The organism is Pseudoduganella sp. SL102 (assembly GCF_027856995.1).
GTDB lineage: Bacteria > Pseudomonadota > Gammaproteobacteria > Burkholderiales > Burkholderiaceae_D > Rugamonas > Rugamonas albidiflava.
The window spans coordinates 2,328,091-2,345,607 of record NZ_CP115554.1 but is presented as its reverse complement, the minus strand read 5'-3'; the positions used below and the strand labels follow the sequence as shown (position 1 = coordinate 2,345,607).

At 67.6% G+C, this 17,517-nt stretch carries 15 protein-coding genes; 13 read left to right on the top strand and 2 right to left on the bottom strand.

Translation table 11 applies throughout. The features are described 5' to 3' along the window. Positions 1–2: 2 nt before the first annotated feature. The 4 genes from OU994_RS09945 (at position 3) to OU994_RS09930 (ending at position 5,548) form a co-directional block, all read left to right on the top strand. Positions 3–2,822 carry an ATP-binding protein gene (locus OU994_RS09945; RefSeq protein ID WP_281610612.1) on the top strand — a complete coding sequence of 940 codons (2,820 nt, stop codon included), beginning with the start codon at positions 3–5 and terminating at the stop codon, positions 2,820–2,822. 123 nt (positions 2,823–2,945) lie between these two features. Next, positions 2,946–3,869, top strand: a complete 924-nt coding sequence (gene argF, locus OU994_RS09940; RefSeq protein WP_131147045.1) for an ornithine carbamoyltransferase — start codon at positions 2,946–2,948, stop codon at positions 3,867–3,869. 32 nt (positions 3,870–3,901) lie between these two features. Further along, complete coding sequence (locus tag OU994_RS09935) at positions 3,902–4,297, top strand: VOC family protein (protein ID WP_131147046.1); 396 nt, start codon at positions 3,902–3,904, stop codon at positions 4,295–4,297. Between the two features lie 18 nt (positions 4,298–4,315). Further along, complete coding sequence (locus tag OU994_RS09930; protein WP_131147047.1) at positions 4,316–5,548, top strand: argininosuccinate synthase; 1,233 nt, start codon at positions 4,316–4,318, stop codon at positions 5,546–5,548. Here the strand turns inward: OU994_RS09930 and OU994_RS09925 are convergent. Continuing rightward, positions 5,542–5,724: a hypothetical protein gene (locus tag OU994_RS09925; protein WP_281611772.1), complete on the bottom strand. Its 183-nt coding sequence runs from the start codon at positions 5,722–5,724 to the stop codon at positions 5,542–5,544. The two genes, OU994_RS09930 and OU994_RS09925, sit on opposite strands and share 7 nt — an antisense overlap. On the opposite strand from OU994_RS09925, the gene OU994_RS09920 reads away from it, so the two are divergent. The 7 genes from OU994_RS09920 to OU994_RS09890 all read left to right on the top strand — a co-directional run bounded on the left by OU994_RS09920 (position 5,723) and on the right by OU994_RS09890 (position 14,417). Further along, a complete protein-coding gene (locus OU994_RS09920) occupies positions 5,723–7,525 on the top strand; it encodes a methyl-accepting chemotaxis protein (RefSeq protein WP_307731862.1) in 1,803 nt (600 codons plus the stop codon). The two genes, OU994_RS09925 and OU994_RS09920, sit on opposite strands and share 2 nt — an antisense overlap. An 8-nt stretch (positions 7,526–7,533) precedes the next feature. Then, a complete protein-coding gene (locus OU994_RS09915; protein WP_281610610.1) occupies positions 7,534–7,986 on the top strand; it encodes a chemotaxis protein CheW in 453 nt (150 codons plus the stop codon). After that, positions 7,983–9,326 carry a CheR family methyltransferase gene (locus tag OU994_RS09910; protein ID WP_281610609.1) on the top strand — a complete coding sequence of 448 codons (1,344 nt, stop codon included), beginning with the start codon at positions 7,983–7,985 and terminating at the stop codon, positions 9,324–9,326. The genes OU994_RS09915 and OU994_RS09910 overlap by 4 nt, the downstream gene beginning before the upstream one ends. Positions 9,327–9,339: 13 nt before the next feature. Continuing rightward, on the top strand, positions 9,340–9,915 hold the full coding sequence (locus OU994_RS09905; protein WP_131147051.1) for a chemotaxis protein CheW: 576 nt from the start codon (positions 9,340–9,342) through the stop codon (positions 9,913–9,915). Next, the gene (locus OU994_RS09900; protein ID WP_281610608.1) at positions 9,912–12,269 is read left to right on the top strand and encodes a hybrid sensor histidine kinase/response regulator; all 2,358 of its coding nucleotides are present in this window, start codon (positions 9,912–9,914) and stop codon (positions 12,267–12,269) included. The genes OU994_RS09905 and OU994_RS09900 overlap by 4 nt, the downstream gene beginning before the upstream one ends. Beyond that, the gene (cheB, locus tag OU994_RS09895; RefSeq protein ID WP_281610607.1) at positions 12,266–13,294 is read left to right on the top strand and encodes a chemotaxis-specific protein-glutamate methyltransferase CheB; all 1,029 of its coding nucleotides are present in this window, start codon (positions 12,266–12,268) and stop codon (positions 13,292–13,294) included. Before OU994_RS09900 ends, cheB begins: the two co-directional genes overlap by 4 nt. Positions 13,295–13,355: 61 nt before the next feature. Then, positions 13,356–14,417 carry a diguanylate cyclase domain-containing protein gene (locus OU994_RS09890; RefSeq protein ID WP_281610606.1) on the top strand — a complete coding sequence of 354 codons (1,062 nt, stop codon included), beginning with the start codon at positions 13,356–13,358 and terminating at the stop codon, positions 14,415–14,417. Here the strand turns inward: OU994_RS09890 and murB are convergent. Then, the gene (murB, locus tag OU994_RS09885; protein WP_281610605.1) at positions 14,378–15,451 is read right to left on the bottom strand and encodes a UDP-N-acetylmuramate dehydrogenase; all 1,074 of its coding nucleotides are present in this window, start codon (positions 15,449–15,451) and stop codon (positions 14,378–14,380) included. The two genes, OU994_RS09890 and murB, sit on opposite strands and share 40 nt — an antisense overlap. Positions 15,452–15,596: 145 nt before the next feature. On the opposite strand from murB, the gene OU994_RS09880 reads away from it, so the two are divergent. Both OU994_RS09880 and OU994_RS09875 read left to right on the top strand, forming a co-directional pair. Next, on the top strand, positions 15,597–16,082 hold the full coding sequence (locus OU994_RS09880) for a YajQ family cyclic di-GMP-binding protein (protein WP_281610604.1): 486 nt from the start codon (positions 15,597–15,599) through the stop codon (positions 16,080–16,082). Between the two features lie 33 nt (positions 16,083–16,115). Further along, positions 16,116–17,387 carry a nitronate monooxygenase gene (locus tag OU994_RS09875; protein WP_131147057.1) on the top strand — a complete coding sequence of 424 codons (1,272 nt, stop codon included), beginning with the start codon at positions 16,116–16,118 and terminating at the stop codon, positions 17,385–17,387. Positions 17,388–17,517: the final 130 nt, after the last annotated feature.

Genomic DNA, 17,517 nt, shown 5'->3' with positions numbered 1-17,517 from the left:
CCATGGACCTGTTCGCCGGCGACGACGCGATTGCGCAGTGGGAGCTGGCCTTGCCCGGGCTGTCCGGCGTGGCGCGCCTGCCGGTGCTGGTGCCGCTGGCCTGGCACCTGCGCCAGCGCGACACGGGGCGCGCCGACGCGCTGGCCGACGAAGCGCAAGCCCTGCTGCCGGCGCTGCCGGCCGCCATGCGCGGCGCGCCCGCCGCCCGGCTGCAACTGCTGCGTGCCGAAGTGCGCTGGCTGATGGGCGAACTGGATCGGGCGCAATCGCTGGCCGATGCGGCGCGCGACGCGTTCGGCGCCATCGGCGACATGGCCGGCTGCGCCGATGCGCACTGGCTGTGCGCCTGGATCGCCGTGGACCGCGGCGACCATGCCTGCCGGGACCGTGAACTGGAACGCTGCGCCGCGGCCGCGCATGGCGCGGGCAGTACCGAGCGGGCGGCGATCGCGGAGGCGGCCAGTGCCCGCTGGGCCGTGCTGCGCGACCTGGAAACGGCGCGCGAGCGCTGGGGCGAGCATTTCGCGCCCGACCCGGCGCGGCCGGTGGCGCTGGACTGCTGGATCCACGACTTCCTCGGCATGGCCGCCAGCCAGTCCAGCGATTTCGGCGCCGCCGCGCGGCACTACCTGCGCACCTACGAGGCGGCGCTGGCGACGGGCCAGGTGCGCACGGCCATCATCGCCGCCACCAACATCGGCGAAAAGTTCTCCAACCTGAACGACCACCACGCGGCGCTCGAATGGATGCAGCGCGCGCTGGACATGGCGCGGCCGAAAGGCTGGCCGCGCAGCACCGCGGCGGCGCTGCTGCACACTGGCGACACGCTGCGCCGGCTGGGCCGCGTGGATGCCGCCGGCGAACTGCTGCGCGAGGCGCTGGACCTGCTGCAACCGTATGCGAACAGCCGCCTGTATGCGATCGCGCTGCAGTACACGGGCGACCTGTGCCTGGCGCAGCGCGACTACCAGGGCGCGCTGGCGGCGTTCGAGCAACTGTCGCTGCGCGCCGATGCGCTGGACCAGGCCGACTTCCGCATGGTGGCGCGGCGCGGCTGCGCCCATGCACTGTGCTTCCTCGACCGGCCGGCCGACGCGCTGGTGCTGGCGCAGGAAGCGATCGGGCTGGCCGCCGGCCACCACAACGTCTACAACCAGGTGGCCGGGCTGCGCGTGCTGGCGCTGATCCACGGCACACATGCCCTGCCCGGCCCGGCCGACATGCGCGAAGCCAGCCCCGCGCTGCATTACCTGCGCCAGGCCCTCCAGGTGGCCGCCACGATCGAAGGCTATATCGTGCCCGGCGACCTGTACGACGCCCTGGCCGAACAGTATGCCCGCGTGGGCGACTACTGCGAGGCCTACATGACGGCGCGCGCGGCCAGCGCGGCGCGCGAAAAGACCCACAGCCAGGATGCCACGCGGCGCGCGATCGCCATGCAGCTGCACCGGCAGACCGAGAAAGCACGCGCCGAGGAACGGCACCACCGCGCGCTGGCGGTGTCCGAGGCGGAGCGCGCCGAGCTCCAGCAGCAGACCAGTGCCATCCTGCAGCGCCTGTCCGCGATCGGCCAGGAAATCACCATGCACCTGGAAGCCGAGGCCATCTACGAGGTGCTGGACCGCTACGTGCATGCGCTGCTGCCGGCCTACGCCTTCGCCATCGTGCTGCGGGCGCCGGACGGGGCCTCGCTGGCACTGGCGTTCGGCAGCGAAGCGGGCGCGCCGCTGGCGCCGTTCACCATCGCGCCCGATGACGGCACCGCGTGGAGCCTGCGCTGCGTGCGCGAGCGGCACGAGATCGCGGTGGACGACCTGGCGCGGCATGCGCCGGCCGTGGACGGGTGCGCGCACTGCGCCAGCGCGCTGTTCGCGCCGCTGCTGCTGGGCGAGCGCATGCTGGGGGCGATGACCGTGCAGGCACGCCAGCGCGCCGCTTACGGCGAACGGGAGCGGCTGATCTTCCGTACGCTGTGCGCCTACGGCGCCATTGCGCTCGACAATGCGCAGGCCTACCGCCAGCTGCAGGAAGCGCAGTCGCAGCTGGCCGCGCAGGAAAAGCTGGCGGCATTGGGCGCGCTGATGGCCGGCGTGGCGCACGAGCTGAATACGCCGATCGGCAACAGCCTGCTGATCGCCAGCACGCTGGAACAGAAGACCCAGGACCTGGACAATGCGCTGAACGGGCCGGGGCTGCGCCGTTCCGAACTGGCCGCCTACATCGACGATGCGCGCAAGGCCACCGAGCTGGTGATGCGCGGCCTGCACAGCGCCGCCGACCTCGTCGCCAGTTTCAAGCAGGTGGCGGTGGACCGCACCACCGAACAGCGCCGCCGCTTCCAGCTGCACCAGGTCACCCACGAAATCGCGGCCACGATGATGAACCGCATCCGCTCGTCGAACCACCGGATCGGCTTCGAGGTACCGGAAGGGATCGAGCTGGACAGCTACCCCGGCCCGTTCGGCCAGGTGATCACGAACTTCATCAACAACGCGCTGCTGCATGCGTTCGACGGCCGCGCCGGCGGCACCATGCGGCTGACGGCCAGTACCGGAGCGGACGGCAAGGTCACCGTCGTGTTCGAGGACGACGGCGGCGGCATCGCCCCGGAGCACCTGTCGCGCATCTTCGATCCCTTCTTCACCACCAAGCTGGGCCGGGGCGGCAGCGGCCTGGGGTTGTCGATCAGCTACAACATCGTGACCGGGCTGCTGGGCGGGCAGATCAGCGTCGCCAGCAGCAGTGCCGGCACGGCGTTTACCGTGGAACTGCCGCTAGTGGCGCCGGCCCCCGCCAGCGAGCCCGGGCCGGCGGCCTATTAGTCGTGGCTATTAGTCACTGGCAAAACCCCTTATAATGATTTGCCAACTTGCCGCGAAGGCCCGGCCATCCGGCGAGCCGATTCAAGTGTGCAGCATTACCGCGCCGCCCAATCCGTTGTGAATATGTCTACAAAACCGATCAAGCATTATCTCCAGTTTTCCGACTTCACCCTCGAAGAATACGAATACGTGATCGAACGCGCGCACATCATCAAGCGCAAGTTCAAGAACTACGAGATCTACCATCCGCTGATCGACCGTACGCTGGTGATGGTGTTCGAAAAGAATTCCACCCGCACGCGGCTGTCGTTCGAGGCCGGCATGCACCAGCTGGGCGGCGCCGCGATCTACCTGAACACGCGCGATTCGCAGCTGGGCCGCGGCGAGCCGGTGGAAGACGCCGGCCAGGTCATGTCCCGCATGTGCGACATCATCATGGTGCGCACCTTCGGCCAGGACATCATCGAGCGCTTCGCCGCCAATTCGCGCGTGCCGGTGATCAACGGCCTGACCAACGAGCACCACCCGTGCCAGGTGTTTGCCGACATCTTCACCTACTACGAGCACCGCGGCCCGATCGCCGGCAAGACCGTGGCCTGGGTGGGCGACGCCAACAACATGCTGTATTCCTGGCTGCAGGCGGCCGAGATCTTCGGCTTCCACGTGAACGTGTCCACGCCGAAGGGCTACGACATGGACATGTCGCTGGTCTCCACCAACCGCTTCACGCTGTTCGACAACCCGTCGGACGCGTGCCAGGGCGCCCACCTGGTCAACACCGACGTGTGGACCAGCATGGGCTACGAAGAAGAAAACGCCGCGCGCCTGAAAGCCTTCGATGGCTGGATCGTCGACAGCGCCAAGATGGCGCGCGCCGCGCCGGACGCGCTGTTCATGCACTGCCTGCCGGCGCACCGCGGCGAGGAAGTCGCGGCCGAGGTCATCGACGGCCCGCAATCGGTGGTGTGGGACGAGGCGGAAAACCGCCTGCACATCCAGAAGGCGCTGATCGAATACCTGCTGCTGGGCCGCCTCGACGGCCAATAAGAAAGCACACGAAGACACCGCGAAAGACTGCCATGATCGACCACATCGGAATCATCGTCACCGATTTTCCCGCCAGCCGCGCCTTCTACGAGAAGGCACTGGCACCGGTCGGCTACGCCATGCTGATGGAACTGGGCCCGGAGATCACGGGTACCGTCCGCGTGGCGGGTTTCGGCGAAGCCCAGAAGCCCGACTTCTGGATTTCCGAAGCAGCGCCGGGCAAGACCGCCGGCAATACGGTCCACGTCGCGCTGCGCGTGACCAGCCGTGCACAGGTCGACGCGTTCCACGCGGCGGCACTGCAAGCCGGCGGGCGCGACAACGGCGCACCGGGCATCCGCGCCCACTACCACCCCAATTATTATGGCGCCTTCGTGCTGGACCCGGACGGGCACAACATCGAAGCGGTCTGCCACGATCCTGTTTGAATGTAGATTGGAACTGCAATGAGCGACATTAAAAAAGTAGTCCTCGCCTATTCCGGCGGCCTGGACACCTCCGTGATCCTGAAGTGGCTGCAGGATAACTACCACTGCGAAATCGTCACCTTCACGGCCGACCTGGGCCAGGGCGAGGAACTGGAACCGGCGCGCGCCAAGGCGCTCAAGTTCGGCATCAAGCCGGAAAACATCTACATCGACGACGTGCGCGAGGAATTCGTGCGCGATTTCGTGTTCCCCATGTTCCGCGCCAATACCGTGTACGAAGGCGAGTACCTGCTGGGTACCTCCATCGCCCGTCCGCTGATCGCCAAGCGCCTGATCGAGATCGCCAACGAAACCAGCGCCGACGCGATCTCGCACGGCGCCACCGGCAAGGGTAACGACCAGGTGCGTTTCGAGCTGGGCGCCTATGCGCTCAAGCCGGGCGTGAAGGTGATCGCGCCATGGCGCGAATGGGACCTGCTGTCGCGCGAGAAGCTGCTGAAATACGCGGAAGATGCCGGCATCGCCGTCGACATGAAGCACAAGAACGGCGGCGCGCCCTATTCGATGGATGCCAACCTGCTGCACATCTCGTTCGAAGGCCGCCACCTGGAAAACCCGAGCGCCGAAGCCGAGGAATCGATGTGGCGCTGGACCGTGTCGCCGGAAGCGGCACCGGACCAGGCCGAGTACCTCGACATCGAATACGAACGGGGCGACATCGTGGCCCTGAACGGCAAGCGCATGAGCGCCGCCGAGGTGCTGACGGAACTGAACCGCGTGGGCGGCAAGCACGGCATCGGCCGCCTCGACCTGGTCGAGAACCGCTACGTGGGCATGAAGTCGCGCGGCTGCTATGAAACGCCGGGCGGCACGATCATGCTGAAGGCGCACCGCGCCATCGAATCGATCACGCTGGACCGCGAAGTGGCGCACCTGAAGGACGACCTGATGCCGCGCTATGCCTCGCTGATCTATAACGGCTACTGGTGGGCACCGGAGCGCGTGGCGCTGCAGACGCTGATCGACCACACGCAGCAGACCGTGAACGGCTGGGTACGCGTCAAGCTGTACAAGGGCAATGTCATCGTCGTCGCCCGCGATTCGAAGACCGACTCGCTGTTCGACCAGACCATCGCCACGTTCGACGAGGATGGCGGCGCCTACAACCAGGCCGACGCCGGCGGCTTCATCAAGCTGAATGCGCTGCGCATGCGCATCGCGGCGAACGCCCGCCTCAAGCGTGGTCAGTAAGCGTGGTCAATAAGCGCGGCCAGTAAGCACCACCAGTAAGCACTACCGTTAAAGAAAGTCCCTTTGGGAAACAAGGGCTGCCGCACGGCAGCCCTTTTCATTTCCGCCGCGCGCGGAAAGTGATACATTGCCCACGACACGAACTCTTCGGATGCGACCGAGATGATCCAGAACATGAGCATCAAGAACAAGCTGTACGCCGGATTCGGCGCCATCCTCGCCATCATCCTGATCCTGCTGGCGATCGCCTACAACAACTTCGCGGAACTGCGCGAAGCCAACGAGTGGGACCGGCACACCATGAAGGTGGTGACCGCCATCGACAGGGTCAGCCTGGCGGTGATGGAAGTCCAGGTCGAAGCGCGCGGCTACTACCTGACGGGCTCGCCGGCGCGCCTGGCCAAGGTGCGCGAAGGGGTTACGCATCTGCCCGCGACCATCACCACGCTGCAGAAACTGGTGGTGGACAACCCGACGCAGGCGAGCCGCGCGGCCCGGCTGGAAAGCCTGACGCTCGGCTGGGTTCGCGATGTGATCGAGCCGCAGACAGCACAGCGCCAGCAGCTGGGCAACACACTGGGCGCCGCCGACACGATCGGCCGCCTGCCCCAGTTCCAGCAAGCCAGTCCGGCCGTTGCGGGCGTGCACGCACTGCTGGACGAAGCGCGCAAGGAAGAGAACGCATTGCTGGCGCAGCGCTCCGAGGCGGCCGCCGAGCTGCGGCGCGACATGAACCTCGTGCTGCTGGCCGGCGGCGCGGCCTCGGTCCTGCTGGGCATGCTGATCGTCTGGATACTGACGCGTGCCATCATGGGCCCGCTGACCAACCTGACCAGCGTGGTGGGCCGCATCGCCGGCGGCGACCAGGGCGCCCGCGTCGAAGTGGTCACGCGTGACGAACTGGGCCAGGTGGGCCAGGAACTGAACCGCATGGCGCAATCGATCCAGGACAACCAGCAGCGCGAACGCGCCACCACCGACGAGCTGCGTGCCAAGGTCGATTCGCTGCTGGCCGTGGTATCGCGCGCGGCATCCGGCGACCTGACCGGCAAGGTGGAAGTCACCGGCAACGACGCCATCGGCCAGCTCGGCCATGGCCTGGCGCGCATGTTCGACAACCTGCGCCTGCTGCTCAACAACGTGCAGAAGGCCGGCATCCAGGTCACCACCTCGGCCACCGAGATCGCCGCCTCGGCCAAGCAGCAGGAAGCCACCGGCGTCGAGCAGGCGCAGACCAGCGTCGAGGTGCTGTCGACCACCAAGGAAATTTCATCGAACACGTCGCAGCTGCTGAAGACGATGGAAGACGCCACCGCCGTGGCCGACTACACGACGACGGCCACCGCCGAGGCCCAGGAAAACCTGCGCCGCATGGATGCGACGATGCAGAACATGGTCTCGGCCACGGATTCGATCAACGCCAAGCTGGCCGCGCTGTCGGAAAAGGCCTCGAACATCAACAGCGTGCTGACGACGATCACGAAGGTGGCGGACCAGACCAACATCCTGTCGCTGAACGCCGCGATCGAGGCCGAGAAGGCCGGCGAGGCGGGCCGCGGCTTCGCGGTGGTGGCCACCGAGATCCGCCGGCTGGCCGACCAGACGTCGGTCTCCACCTGGGACATCGAGCAGATGCTCAAGGAGATGCAGTCCGCCGTGTCGGCCAGCGTGATGGGCATGGACAAGTTCTCCGAGGAGATCCGCCGCAACGTGGGCGAGGTGCGCGCCGTGACCGACCACCTGTCCGGCATGATGGACCAGGTGCGCAAGCTGGCGCCCCAGTTCGACGCCGTGCTGCAGGGCATGCAGGCGCAGGCGGTGGGCGCGCAGCAGATCTCGGAAACGATGATGCAGCTGAACGATGCCACCCAGCAGACCGTCGAGTCGCTGAAGGCCACCAGCGAAGCCGTGCACCAGTTGCAGTACGCGGCCAGCGACCTGCAGACATCGGTGGCCACGTTCGCGGTCAACGTCTGATTCCAGGCATGAAGGTACTGGTCTTCCACATCGGCGCCGACCGCTACGGGCTGCCCCTGGCGGCGATCCGGCGCGTGCTGCCGCTGATGGCGCTGAAGGCCCTGCCCGGCGCGCCGCCCGTGGTGGCCGGGCTGATGAACCTGCACGGAGCCGGCGTGCCGGTCATCGATCTCAGCGCGCTGGCCGGCCATGCCGCCGCGGCGCGCCGCGTCGACACGCGCATCGTGCTGGTCGACTATACCGGGCCGGACGGCGTGGCGCACGCGCTGGGCCTGGTGGCCGAACGCGTGCAGGGCGTGCAGCAGGTCGACGACGGCGCGCTGGCCCCGGCCGGCGTGCTGGCCGCGCCCTTCCTCGACCGCGTGGCCGGCGACGCGCAAGGCATCGTGCAGCTGGTGGAGCCGGACCGCATGCTGCCCGACGCGCTGCGCGCCCTGCTGTTCCAGGGCGAGCCGCGATGAACACGCTGCAGCGGCTGCGCGCGGCCACGGGATTGAACCTGAGCGAGGAGACCGTGGAACGGGCGGTGCTGGGCCGCATGGCCGCCACCGGCATCGCCGACCGCCAGCAGTACGACGCCGGCATCGGCGATACCGAACTGGCGGCGCTGGTGGAACTGGTGGTGGTGCCGGAATCGTGGCTGTTCCGCGACCCGCAGGCCTTCGTGCTGGCGGCGGCTTACACCCAGCGGCGCCTGGCAGCCGGCGAGCGGCGCCTGGTGCGCATGCTGTCGATCCCCTGCGCCGGCGGCGAGGAACCCTACACGCTGGCGATGGCACTGGCCGATGCCGGCGTGCCGCCCGAGGCGTTCGCGATCGATGCCGTCGACCTGTCCACCGGGTGCATCGCCCGCGCGCAGGAAGGCCTGTACGGCCGCAATGCGTTCCGCGGCAAGGACGTGTCGTTTCGCGACCGGCACTTCACCCACGAAGGCGACGACCTGTACCGGATCGACGCGGGCCTGCGGCGGCGCGTGCGCTTCCGCCAGGGGAACCTGCTGACGACCGAACTGGCGCCGGCGCGCAGCTACGACGTGATCTTCTGCCGCAACCTGCTGATCTATTTCGATGTCCCCACCACGGCCGCCGCGATCGCCCGGCTGGCCGCCTTGCTGGCCGACGACGGCATCCTGCTGGCCGGTTATGCCGAGGTGCCGTCGTTCGTGCAGAACGGTTTCACGCCGCTGCCCTACCGCCAGGCCTTCGCGCTGCGCAAGGATGCCGCGCCGGACGATGGCCCTTACGCCGGCTTGCCGCTGCCAGTCAACGAGGTGGTCGCCGAGCGGCGCACGCGCCCGCAGCCGGCGGTCCAGCCGCGCGAGCGGCGGGCGACACCCCGCGCCGCCGTGCCGCGCCCGCCGCCCGCCGCCCCTGCGGCGCCGGTGCGTGCCGCGCCGCGCCCTGCGCCCCGGCCACCCGCGGAACCGCCAGCCCCGGTTGCGCCCGCCCCGGCCGGTACGCTGGAGGAAGCACGCCGCCTGGCGGACCTGGGCCGGCCCCGTGAAGCGGAAGCGCTTTGCCGCGCCCTGGCGGCGCGCGAGCCGGACAATGCCGGCGCCTGGTTCCTGCTCGGCCTGCTCACGGAGGATGCGGCACCGGACGAGGCCCAGGCGCACCTGCGGCGCTGCATCTATCTGGCGCCCGATCACTATGACGCGCTGTGCCACCTGGCGCTGCTGGCGGGTCAGCGCGGCGACACGGCGGCCCAGGATACCTTGCGCCAGCGAGCGGCGCGCGTCTGGCGGCGCGGCCCGGGCCAGGGCGGCAAGACCGGCAAGAGCGGCGAAAAGGCCGAACCATGAATAGCGGCAAACCATGAATACAACGCAAACACCGGAACAACGCCAGCGCGGCACGGACGTCGCGGTCGACGATGCCTATCTGCAGGAGTGGGCCGAACACTTCCGCGCGCCGCTGGCCAGCGGCGAAGCCGCCGACGCCTCGGCGGTGGCATTTCGCATCGGCGCCGAATGGCTGGCGCTGCCCACGCCGATGCTGCTGCGCGTCGCTCCCCACGTGCTGCCGCACCGGGTACCGCACCGCCATGGGCGCGGCTTGCGCGGCATCGTCAACGTGGGCGGCCAGCTGTACCCGTGCATCGCGCTGGCCGACCTGCTCGGCATCGATGCCGATGGCGGCAGTGCCCGCGCCGGACGCCACACCTTCGCGCGGCTGCTGCTGGTGCGGTGGGAAGAGCGCGCCTACGCGCTGCCGGTGGCCGACCTGCACGGCATCGTGCGCTATGCCGGCAAGCGCGTGCAGGCGCCGGCGGCCACCATCAACAAGGGCGTGCAGCGCTACCTGTCCGGCGTGATCGCCGAGGGCGAGCTGCGCATCGGCCTGCTCGATGCGGCGCTGCTGGGGCCACAGCTGGCGGGGGCCCTGCGATGAGCGGACCGCGCACGCCCGACGGCGACCTGTCGCAGTTTTCAATGCTGGAACTGTTCCGCATGGAGGCGGAGAGCCAGACCCAGGCGCTGACCGATTGCCTGCTGTCGGTGGAACGCCATGCCGAGCCGGCCACGCTGGAAGCGATGATGCGGGCGGCCCATTCGATCAAGGGCGCCGCCGCGATCGTGGGGCTGGACGTGATCGTGCAGCTGGCGCACGGCATGGAGGACGCGTTCATCGCGGCCCAGCACGGCCTGCTGAAACTGAGCCCGAACCGCGTCGACGTGCTGCTGGCCGGCGTGGACCTGATCGTGCAATGCTCGCACCTGCAGGAAAGCGGCTTGCAGGGCTGGCTGGCCACGCAGGGCGACACGATCCGGCGCACCATGGAGGCGATCCGCGGCATCGCATTCCTGCCGGAGCCGGTGGCGCCGGTGCCATCCGCAGCGCCGGCGCCCGCGCCGGTTGCCAGTCCCGCACCGCTTGCGCCCGCCCAGCCTCCTCCACCTGCCGCGCCGCCGCCGCCCGCGGCACATTTTGCAGCGGCGCCCGATCCCGCGCCTGAACCGGCCCTTCCGGCCCTTCCGGCCCTACCGGCCGTTCCTGCCGAAACGCCGGTACCGCGCGGCGCCAGGCCCGCGGTGCAGTCGGACCGGCTGCTGTCGCTGGCTGGCGAGGCGCGCATCGCCGCGCACCAGATGCAGCCGCTGATCCAGGCGATGCAGCGCCACAAGCGCCACCAGGCCGCGCTGTTCGCGGCGCTCGACGACCTGAACGAAGCGATCGGCCGGACCGGCGACCCGGTGCTGCGCGAGAAGGCGGCGCAGGTGCTGCACCGCGGCCAGCCGCTGCGGCAATTCATCCTGGGCCACATGGGCGATATGGAGCAGTATGAAAGGCGCCTGCTCACCGTGGCGCAAGGCATGGTCGACGAAGTGCTGGCGCTGCGCATGCGCCCGTTCCGCGATGGGGTGCATCACTTCCCGCGCATGGTGCGCGACCTGGCCCGCAGCCTCGGCAAGGATGTCCGCCTGGAGATCCGCGGCGAGGAAACGCTGGTCGACCGCGATATCCTGGCGCGCATCGAAAGCCCGCTGAACCACATGCTGCGCAATGCCGTGGACCACGGCATCGAGAGCGCCGACGCGCGGGCCCGCGCCGGCAAGCCGCCGCACGGCACCATCGTGCTCGAGGCGCGCCACCGGGCCGGCATGCTGAACGTCGAGATCCATGACGACGGCGGCGGCGTCGACCCGGAACGCATCCGCAGCGCCGTGGTGGCGCGCCGCATGGCCACGCAGGCCATGGCCGACACGATGTCGCACGCGGAACTGATGCAGTTCCTGTTCCTGCCGGCGTTCAGCCTGAAGAGCGAAGTAACGGAGATTTCCGGCCGCGGCGTGGGCCTCGATATCGTGCACGACACGATCCGCGAGCAGAACGGCACGGTGCGGCTGGACTCGGTGCCGGGCCAGGGCTTCCACACCCACATCACGCTGCCGCTGACGCAGTCGATCGTGCGCTCGCTGGTAGTCGACGTGGGCGGCGAGGCCTACGCGCTGCCGATCGTGAAGGTGGAGCGGGTGCTGCAGGTGCCGCGCGCGGCGATCCACACGCTCGAGAGCAAGCAGTTCTTTGAATACGAGGGCGAGCACGTGGGACTGGTCTCGGCCGCGCAGGCGCTCGACCTGGGCGAGATGACGCACCAGGAACTGCTGCCCGTGATCGTGCTTGGCAGCGGCGCCCACCGTTACGGGCTGGTGGTCGACGCGATCCGCGGCGAGCATAGCCTGGCGGTGCACAGCATCGATCCGGTGTTCGGCAAACTGCGCGATATCGCCGCGGCGGCTTTGCTCAATGATGGCGAACCGGTGCTGATCCTGGATGTTCCCGACCTGCTGATGTCGATCGACAAATTGCTGGCCGAAGGCGGCCTGCATCAATTGGCGCGCGCAGGCAGCACGGCAAGGCGTAGAATGAAACGCATCCTCGTCGTCGACGATTCGCTGACCGTGCGCGAAATGGAGCGCAAGCTGTTGACCGGCCGCGGCTTCGAAGTCGACATCGCCGTCGATGGCATGGATGGCTGGAACGCGGCCCGCTCCGGCGACTACGACCTGGTCATCACCGACGTCGACATGCCGCGCATGGACGGCATCGAACTCGTCAACCTGATCAAGAAGGACCTGCACTTGCACACACTGCCCGTGATGATCGTGTCCTACAAGGACCGCCCGGAAGACCGGGCGCGCGGCCTGGCCGCCGGCGCCGACTACTACCTCACGAAAGGCAGTTTCCACGACGAGACCCTGCTGGAAGCGGTGGCCGACCTGATCGGGGATGCGTTCCGATGAAGATCGGCATCGCCAACGATGTCGCGATGGCGGCGGAAGCGCTGCGCCGCGTGATTGCCGGCACCAAGCTGCACCAGGTGCTGTGGATCGCCCGCACCGGCCTGGAAGCGGTGCGCATGTGCGCCGAGAACCGGCCCGACCTGGTGCTGATGGACTTGAACATGCCGGAACTCGATGGCGTGGAAGCCACCCGGCGCATCATGGCCGAATCGCCGTGCGCGATCCTGGTGGTCACCGGCCGCCCGCAAGACAGTGTCAACCAGGTGTTTCGCGCGCTCGGCGCCGGCGCGCTGGACGTGACGGCCACGCCGATCCTGATCCCCGGCCACGACCAGGGCGCGGCCCAGTTGCTGGCCAAGCTGCGCACGATGGAAAAGCTGATCCGGCACAGCGGCGGCATGCACGGCCTGCAGCCGCGCCCGGCCAACGGCAATGGCGAGCGGGTGGCGCCGGGCGTGCGCTCGCTGGTGGCGATCGGTGCCTCGACCGGCGGCCCGGTGGCCGTGGCGCGCATCCTGGCCGGCTGGCTAGCCCCGCCGGAATGCTCGATCGTGGTGGTGCAGCACATCGATGAAAACTTCGCCGATCACTTCGCCAAATGGCTGGGCGACCAGCTGACCATGCCGGTACGGCCGATCGAACATGGCGACGCCCTGTTGGGCGGCACCGTGATGATAGCTAAAAGCAATGACCATCTGGTACTGGATCAAAATCACCAACTCGGTTACGATGCTGTACCGAAAGATTATGCCTACCGGCCCTCGGTCGATGTATTCTTCCGATGCGTGGCGCAACACTGGCGCGAGGATGCGGTGGGCATCCTGCTGACTGGCATGGGCCGCGACGGTGGCGAAGGCTTGCTGGCCATGCGCCGCGCCGGCAAGACCACGGTCGCGCAGGACCAGGCGACCAGCGCCGTGTACGGCATGCCGCGCGCGGCCGCCGAACTCGATGCGGCGCAGCTGGTGCTGCCGCTGGATAAAATCGGCCCGTTTTTACGCAATACCACTGGAGGCAAACCCTAGGGAAGCAAGCCCTGAACGCCGCCAGCGTTCAACCGTTGTTTTTTACTCTTAGGAATGCCCGATGTCCCAGGCCTCCACCGCTGGCGCGGAACCGGAATTTGCCCTCACCAATTTCAGGGTGCGCGTGCTGCTCGTCGATGACCAGTTGCTGGTCGTGGAAGCGGTGCGCCGCATGCTGGCCGAGCAGGCCGACATCGAATTTCATTTCGTGACCGACCCGGCCACCGCCGTGGACTGCGCCAAGCGCCTGCAACCGACCGTGATCCTGCAAGACCTGGTGATGCCGGGCTGGGACGGCTTCGACCTGATCCAGCGCTACCGCGCCTGCCCCCAGCTCGAGCACGTGCCGGTGATCGTGCTGTCGTCCCGCGAAGAGGCCGCCTCGAAGGCGCATGGCTTCGCGGTCGGCGCCAACGACTACCTGGTGAAGCTGCCGGACCGTCTGGAACTGCTGGCCCGCGTGCGCTATCACTCGAGTGCCCATATCAGCCGCCTGCAGCGCGACGAAGCGTTCCGCTTCCTGCGCGAGAGCCAGAAACACCTGGCCGAGGCCAACATCGAGCTGCAGAAGCTGGCGGCGCTGGACAGCCTGACCGGCATCGCCAACCGCCGCCGTTTCGATGAAATGCTGCACAACGAATGGCAGCGCGGCCAGCGCGAACGGCGCCCGCTGTCGCTGCTGCTGTGCGATATCGACTGCTTCAAGATGTACAACGACACCTTCGGCCACCTGGCGGGCGACCTGTGCCTGAAGAAGGCGGCCGCCGTGATGACGGCCTGCCTGAAACGCCCGGCCGACCTGGCGGCCCGCTACGGCGGCGAGGAATTCGCGCTGGTGCTGCCCGATACGGATGCAGCGGGCGCACGCACCGTGGCCGAGGAATGCCTGCGCGCGCTGGCCGAACTGAACATCGAGAATCCCCAGGCGTCGCACCGCATCGTGACGATGTCGATCGGCGTGGCCACGCTGGTGCCGGCCGCCGGCAAGTTGCCGGCCGAACTGGTGGAGGGCGCCGACCGCGCGCTGTACGCCGCCAAGGATGGCGGGCGCAACCGTGCCACCAGCGCCGTCGCGCGGGTGGTTCAGACGAACACGGGTTCCGGCTCCAGCAACACGCCATAGCGCGCCTGCACGTCGGCCTGGATGGCCCGGGCCAGGCGCTGCACGTCGGCCCCGCTGGCGCCACCATGGTTGACCAGTACCAGCGCCTGCTTCGGGTAAACGCCGGCCGCGCCCAGCTGCTTTCCCTTCCAGCCGCACTGGTCGATCAGCCAGCCCGCGGCCAGCTTCACGGTGCCATCCTCTTGCCGGTGGTGTACCAGCGCGGGGTGGCGCTCCAGCAGGGCGGCGCACTGTTCCGCGCTGACCACGGGATTCTTGAAGAAACTGCCGGCATTGCCGATCACCGCCGGGTCCGGCAGCTTGCGGCGCCGGATCGCGATGACAGCATCGGCCACCTGCCGCGGGGTGGGTTGCGCGCCGCCCTGCCCCGCCCCATTGTTCTCCGCACCACTCCGCTCACTGCTCTGCTCATTGGCCAGCTCATTGGCCAGCTCGGCGTAGCGCAGGTTCGGACGCCACGCGCGCGGCAGCGCGAACGTGACATCGACGATGATCAGGCCGCGGCCGGCCTCGTGCTTGAAGATGCTGTCGCGGTAGGCGAAGCGGCACGCCGGGCCATCCAGCGTGGCCAGCGCGCCGGTGGCGGGATCGAAGGCCGTGAGGCTGTGGAACACGTCTTTTGTTTCCAGGCCGTAGGCGCCGATGTTCTGGATCGGCGCGGCGCCCACGGTACCGGGAATCAGCGCCAGGTTTTCCAGGCCGCCGAAGCCCTGCGCCAGCGTCCATTCCACGAACGCGTGCCAGTTTTCGCCAGCCTGCGCGCGCACCAGCACATGGTCCGCGGTTTCGCCGACGACCTCGCGCCCGGTGCTGGCCATGTGCAGCACCAGTCCATCGAAGTCGCCCGTCAGCAGCAGGTTGCTGCCGCCGCCCAGCACCAGCCGGGGCAGCGCGGCCAGGCGCGGCTCGCCCAGCAGCGCCGCCAACTGGTCCGCCGCCGTGATGCGCACATAATGCCGGGCGCGCGCATCGATGCCGAAAGTGTTCAGGTGGCGCAGGGAAAAATCGTGCTGCAGGGCGGGTTCGGAATGCATGGGTGGCTGGCTCGGTTTCTCAAATCTTGCGCGATTATAGAGGGGCACGATAAAAACGACCGACCGTTCGCAGCGCGCGTCCGTTAAAATGTCGCAATCTTCGCGCGACGTAGTCGCGAGCAACAAAAATTCGAAAGGAAACATCATGCCATCGTTTGACGTCGTCTCCGAAGCGGACATGATCGAGGTACGCAATGCCGTCGACCAGTCCAACAAGGAGATCACCACCCGCTTCGACTTCAAGGGCAGCGACGCACGCGTGGAACAGAAGGAAAACGACCTGACCGCGTTCGCCGATTCCGACTTCCAGCTGAACCAGGTGAAGGACGTGCTGACCAACAAGCTGGCCAAGCGCAAGGTCGACGTGCGCTTCCTGGACGAAGGCAAGATCGAGAAGATCGGCGGCGACAAGGTCAAGCAGGTGATCAAGGTGAAGAACGGCCTCGATACCGAGACGGCCAAGAAGATCACCAAGGTGATCAAGGAAGCCAAGATGAAGGTACAGGCCAGTATCCAGGGCGAATCGGTGCGCGTCACGGGCGCCAAGCGCGACGACCTGCAGGCCGCGATGGCGCTGCTGCGCAAGGAAGTGGCCGATACGCCGCTCGAGTTCAACAACTTCCGCGATTGACGCGGCGCCTGCCGGCAGTCCCTGAGGAAAGCAATGAAACGTGTCGATGATTTTCGCCTGCGGTTCGGCGACAAAGAGTATGTACCCATCATGATCGGCGGCATGGGCGTGGACATTTCCACGGCCGGGCTGGCGCTGGAGGCTGCCCGCCTGGGCGGCATCGGTCATATTTCCGATGCGATGGTCGAAGACGTTTCCGACCGCCGCTTCGATACCAGCTTCGTCAAGGAAAAGACCAAGCTGTACAAGTTCAACATCAATAACATGGACAAGGCGGTGGTGCAGTTCGACCTGGAACGCCTGGCCGAAGCGCAGCGCCTGCACATCGGCAGGACCATGGAGGCGAAGAAGGGCCCCGGCCTGATCTTTGTAAACTGCATGGAAAAGCTGACGATGAACGGGCCGCGCGAAACGCTGCGCGTGCGCCTGAACGCGGCGCTGGACGCCGGCATCGACGGCATCACGCTGTCCGCCGGCCTGCACTTCAACTCGTTCGGCCTGATGGCGGACCACCCGCGCTTCCGCGAAGCCAAGCTGGGCATCATCGTATCGTCGGTGCGCGCGCTGCAGATCTTCCTGCGCAAGAACGCCAAGCTGGACCGCCTGCCCGATTTCGTCATCGTCGAAGGCCCGCTGGCCGGCGGACACCTCGGCTTCGGCCTGGAAGACTGGCAGGACTACGACCTGCACACCATCACCGCCGAGGTGCTGGCGTACCTGAAGGGCGAGAACCTGGAGATCCCCGTGATCGCCGCCGGCGGCATCTTCACCGGCAGCGACGCCGTGTCGTTCCTCGAGATGGGCGCGGCCGGCGTGCAGGTCGCCACGCGCTTCACCATCACCAAGGAATGCGGCCTGCCGGACAAGGTGAAGCAGGAATACGCCAAGGCTTCCGAGGAAGACGTGATCGTCAACGGCGTCTCCCCGACCGGCTACCCGATGCGCATGCTGCGCAACACGCCGGCGATCGGCGCCAACACGCGCCCGGGCTGCGAATCCTACGGCTACCTGCTGGACGCCAACGGCAACTGCTCGTACATCAATTCGTACAACCGCGAAGTGATGGCCAACGGCGGCAGCGACAAGGGCGTGAAGGTGATGGACAAGACCTGCCTGTGCACGCACATGCGCAACTTCAATTGCTGGACTTGCGGCCACTACACGTACCGTCTGAAGGACACCACGCACAAGCTGGCCAATGGCGACTACCAGCTGCTCACCGCCGAACACGTGTTCCGCGACTACCAGTTCAGCACCGACAACGCCATCGCGCTGCCGGAACGCGAGGAAGCCCAGGCGGCGTAAGCTGTTTTTCCCGCTGGTCGAGACGGCGCGGTCCGCGAGGTCCGCGCCGTTTCAGTTCTTACGTCCTGTAACAAGCTGGCGGACAAATTGCGACACTTCGCGGTAATTTTCACGACACTCGCTGCCTAGA

Excerpts from the sequence above, each read along its gene's own strand:
- murB (WP_281610605.1), bottom strand. The coding sequence starts at position 15,451 with ATGCATTCCGAACCCGCCCTGCAGCACGATTTTTCCCTGCGCCACCTG.
- OU994_RS09920 (WP_307731862.1), top strand. The coding sequence starts at position 5,723 with ATGAGCATCAAGAACAAGCTGTACGCCGGATTCGGCGCCATCCTCGCC.
- OU994_RS09880 (WP_281610604.1), top strand. The coding sequence starts at position 15,597 with ATGCCATCGTTTGACGTCGTCTCCGAAGCGGACATGATCGAGGTACGC.
- OU994_RS09875 (WP_131147057.1), top strand. The coding sequence starts at position 16,116 with ATGAAACGTGTCGATGATTTTCGCCTGCGGTTCGGCGACAAAGAGTAT.
- OU994_RS09890 (WP_281610606.1), top strand. The coding sequence starts at position 13,356 with ATGTCCCAGGCCTCCACCGCTGGCGCGGAACCGGAATTTGCCCTCACC.
- cheB (WP_281610607.1), top strand. The coding sequence starts at position 12,266 with ATGAAGATCGGCATCGCCAACGATGTCGCGATGGCGGCGGAAGCGCTG.
- OU994_RS09925 (WP_281611772.1), bottom strand. The coding sequence starts at position 5,724 with ATGTTCTGGATCATCTCGGTCGCATCCGAAGAGTTCGTGTCGTGGGCA.
- OU994_RS09910 (WP_281610609.1), top strand. The coding sequence starts at position 7,983 with ATGAACACGCTGCAGCGGCTGCGCGCGGCCACGGGATTGAACCTGAGC.
- OU994_RS09935 (WP_131147046.1), top strand. The coding sequence starts at position 3,902 with ATGATCGACCACATCGGAATCATCGTCACCGATTTTCCCGCCAGCCGC.
- OU994_RS09930 (WP_131147047.1), top strand. The coding sequence starts at position 4,316 with ATGAGCGACATTAAAAAAGTAGTCCTCGCCTATTCCGGCGGCCTGGAC.
- OU994_RS09915 (WP_281610610.1), top strand. The coding sequence starts at position 7,534 with ATGAAGGTACTGGTCTTCCACATCGGCGCCGACCGCTACGGGCTGCCC.
- OU994_RS09905 (WP_131147051.1), top strand. The coding sequence starts at position 9,340 with ATGAATACAACGCAAACACCGGAACAACGCCAGCGCGGCACGGACGTC.
- OU994_RS09900 (WP_281610608.1), top strand. The coding sequence starts at position 9,912 with ATGAGCGGACCGCGCACGCCCGACGGCGACCTGTCGCAGTTTTCAATG.
- OU994_RS09945 (WP_281610612.1), top strand. The coding sequence starts at position 3 with ATGGACCTGTTCGCCGGCGACGACGCGATTGCGCAGTGGGAGCTGGCC.
- argF (WP_131147045.1), top strand. The coding sequence starts at position 2,946 with ATGTCTACAAAACCGATCAAGCATTATCTCCAGTTTTCCGACTTCACC.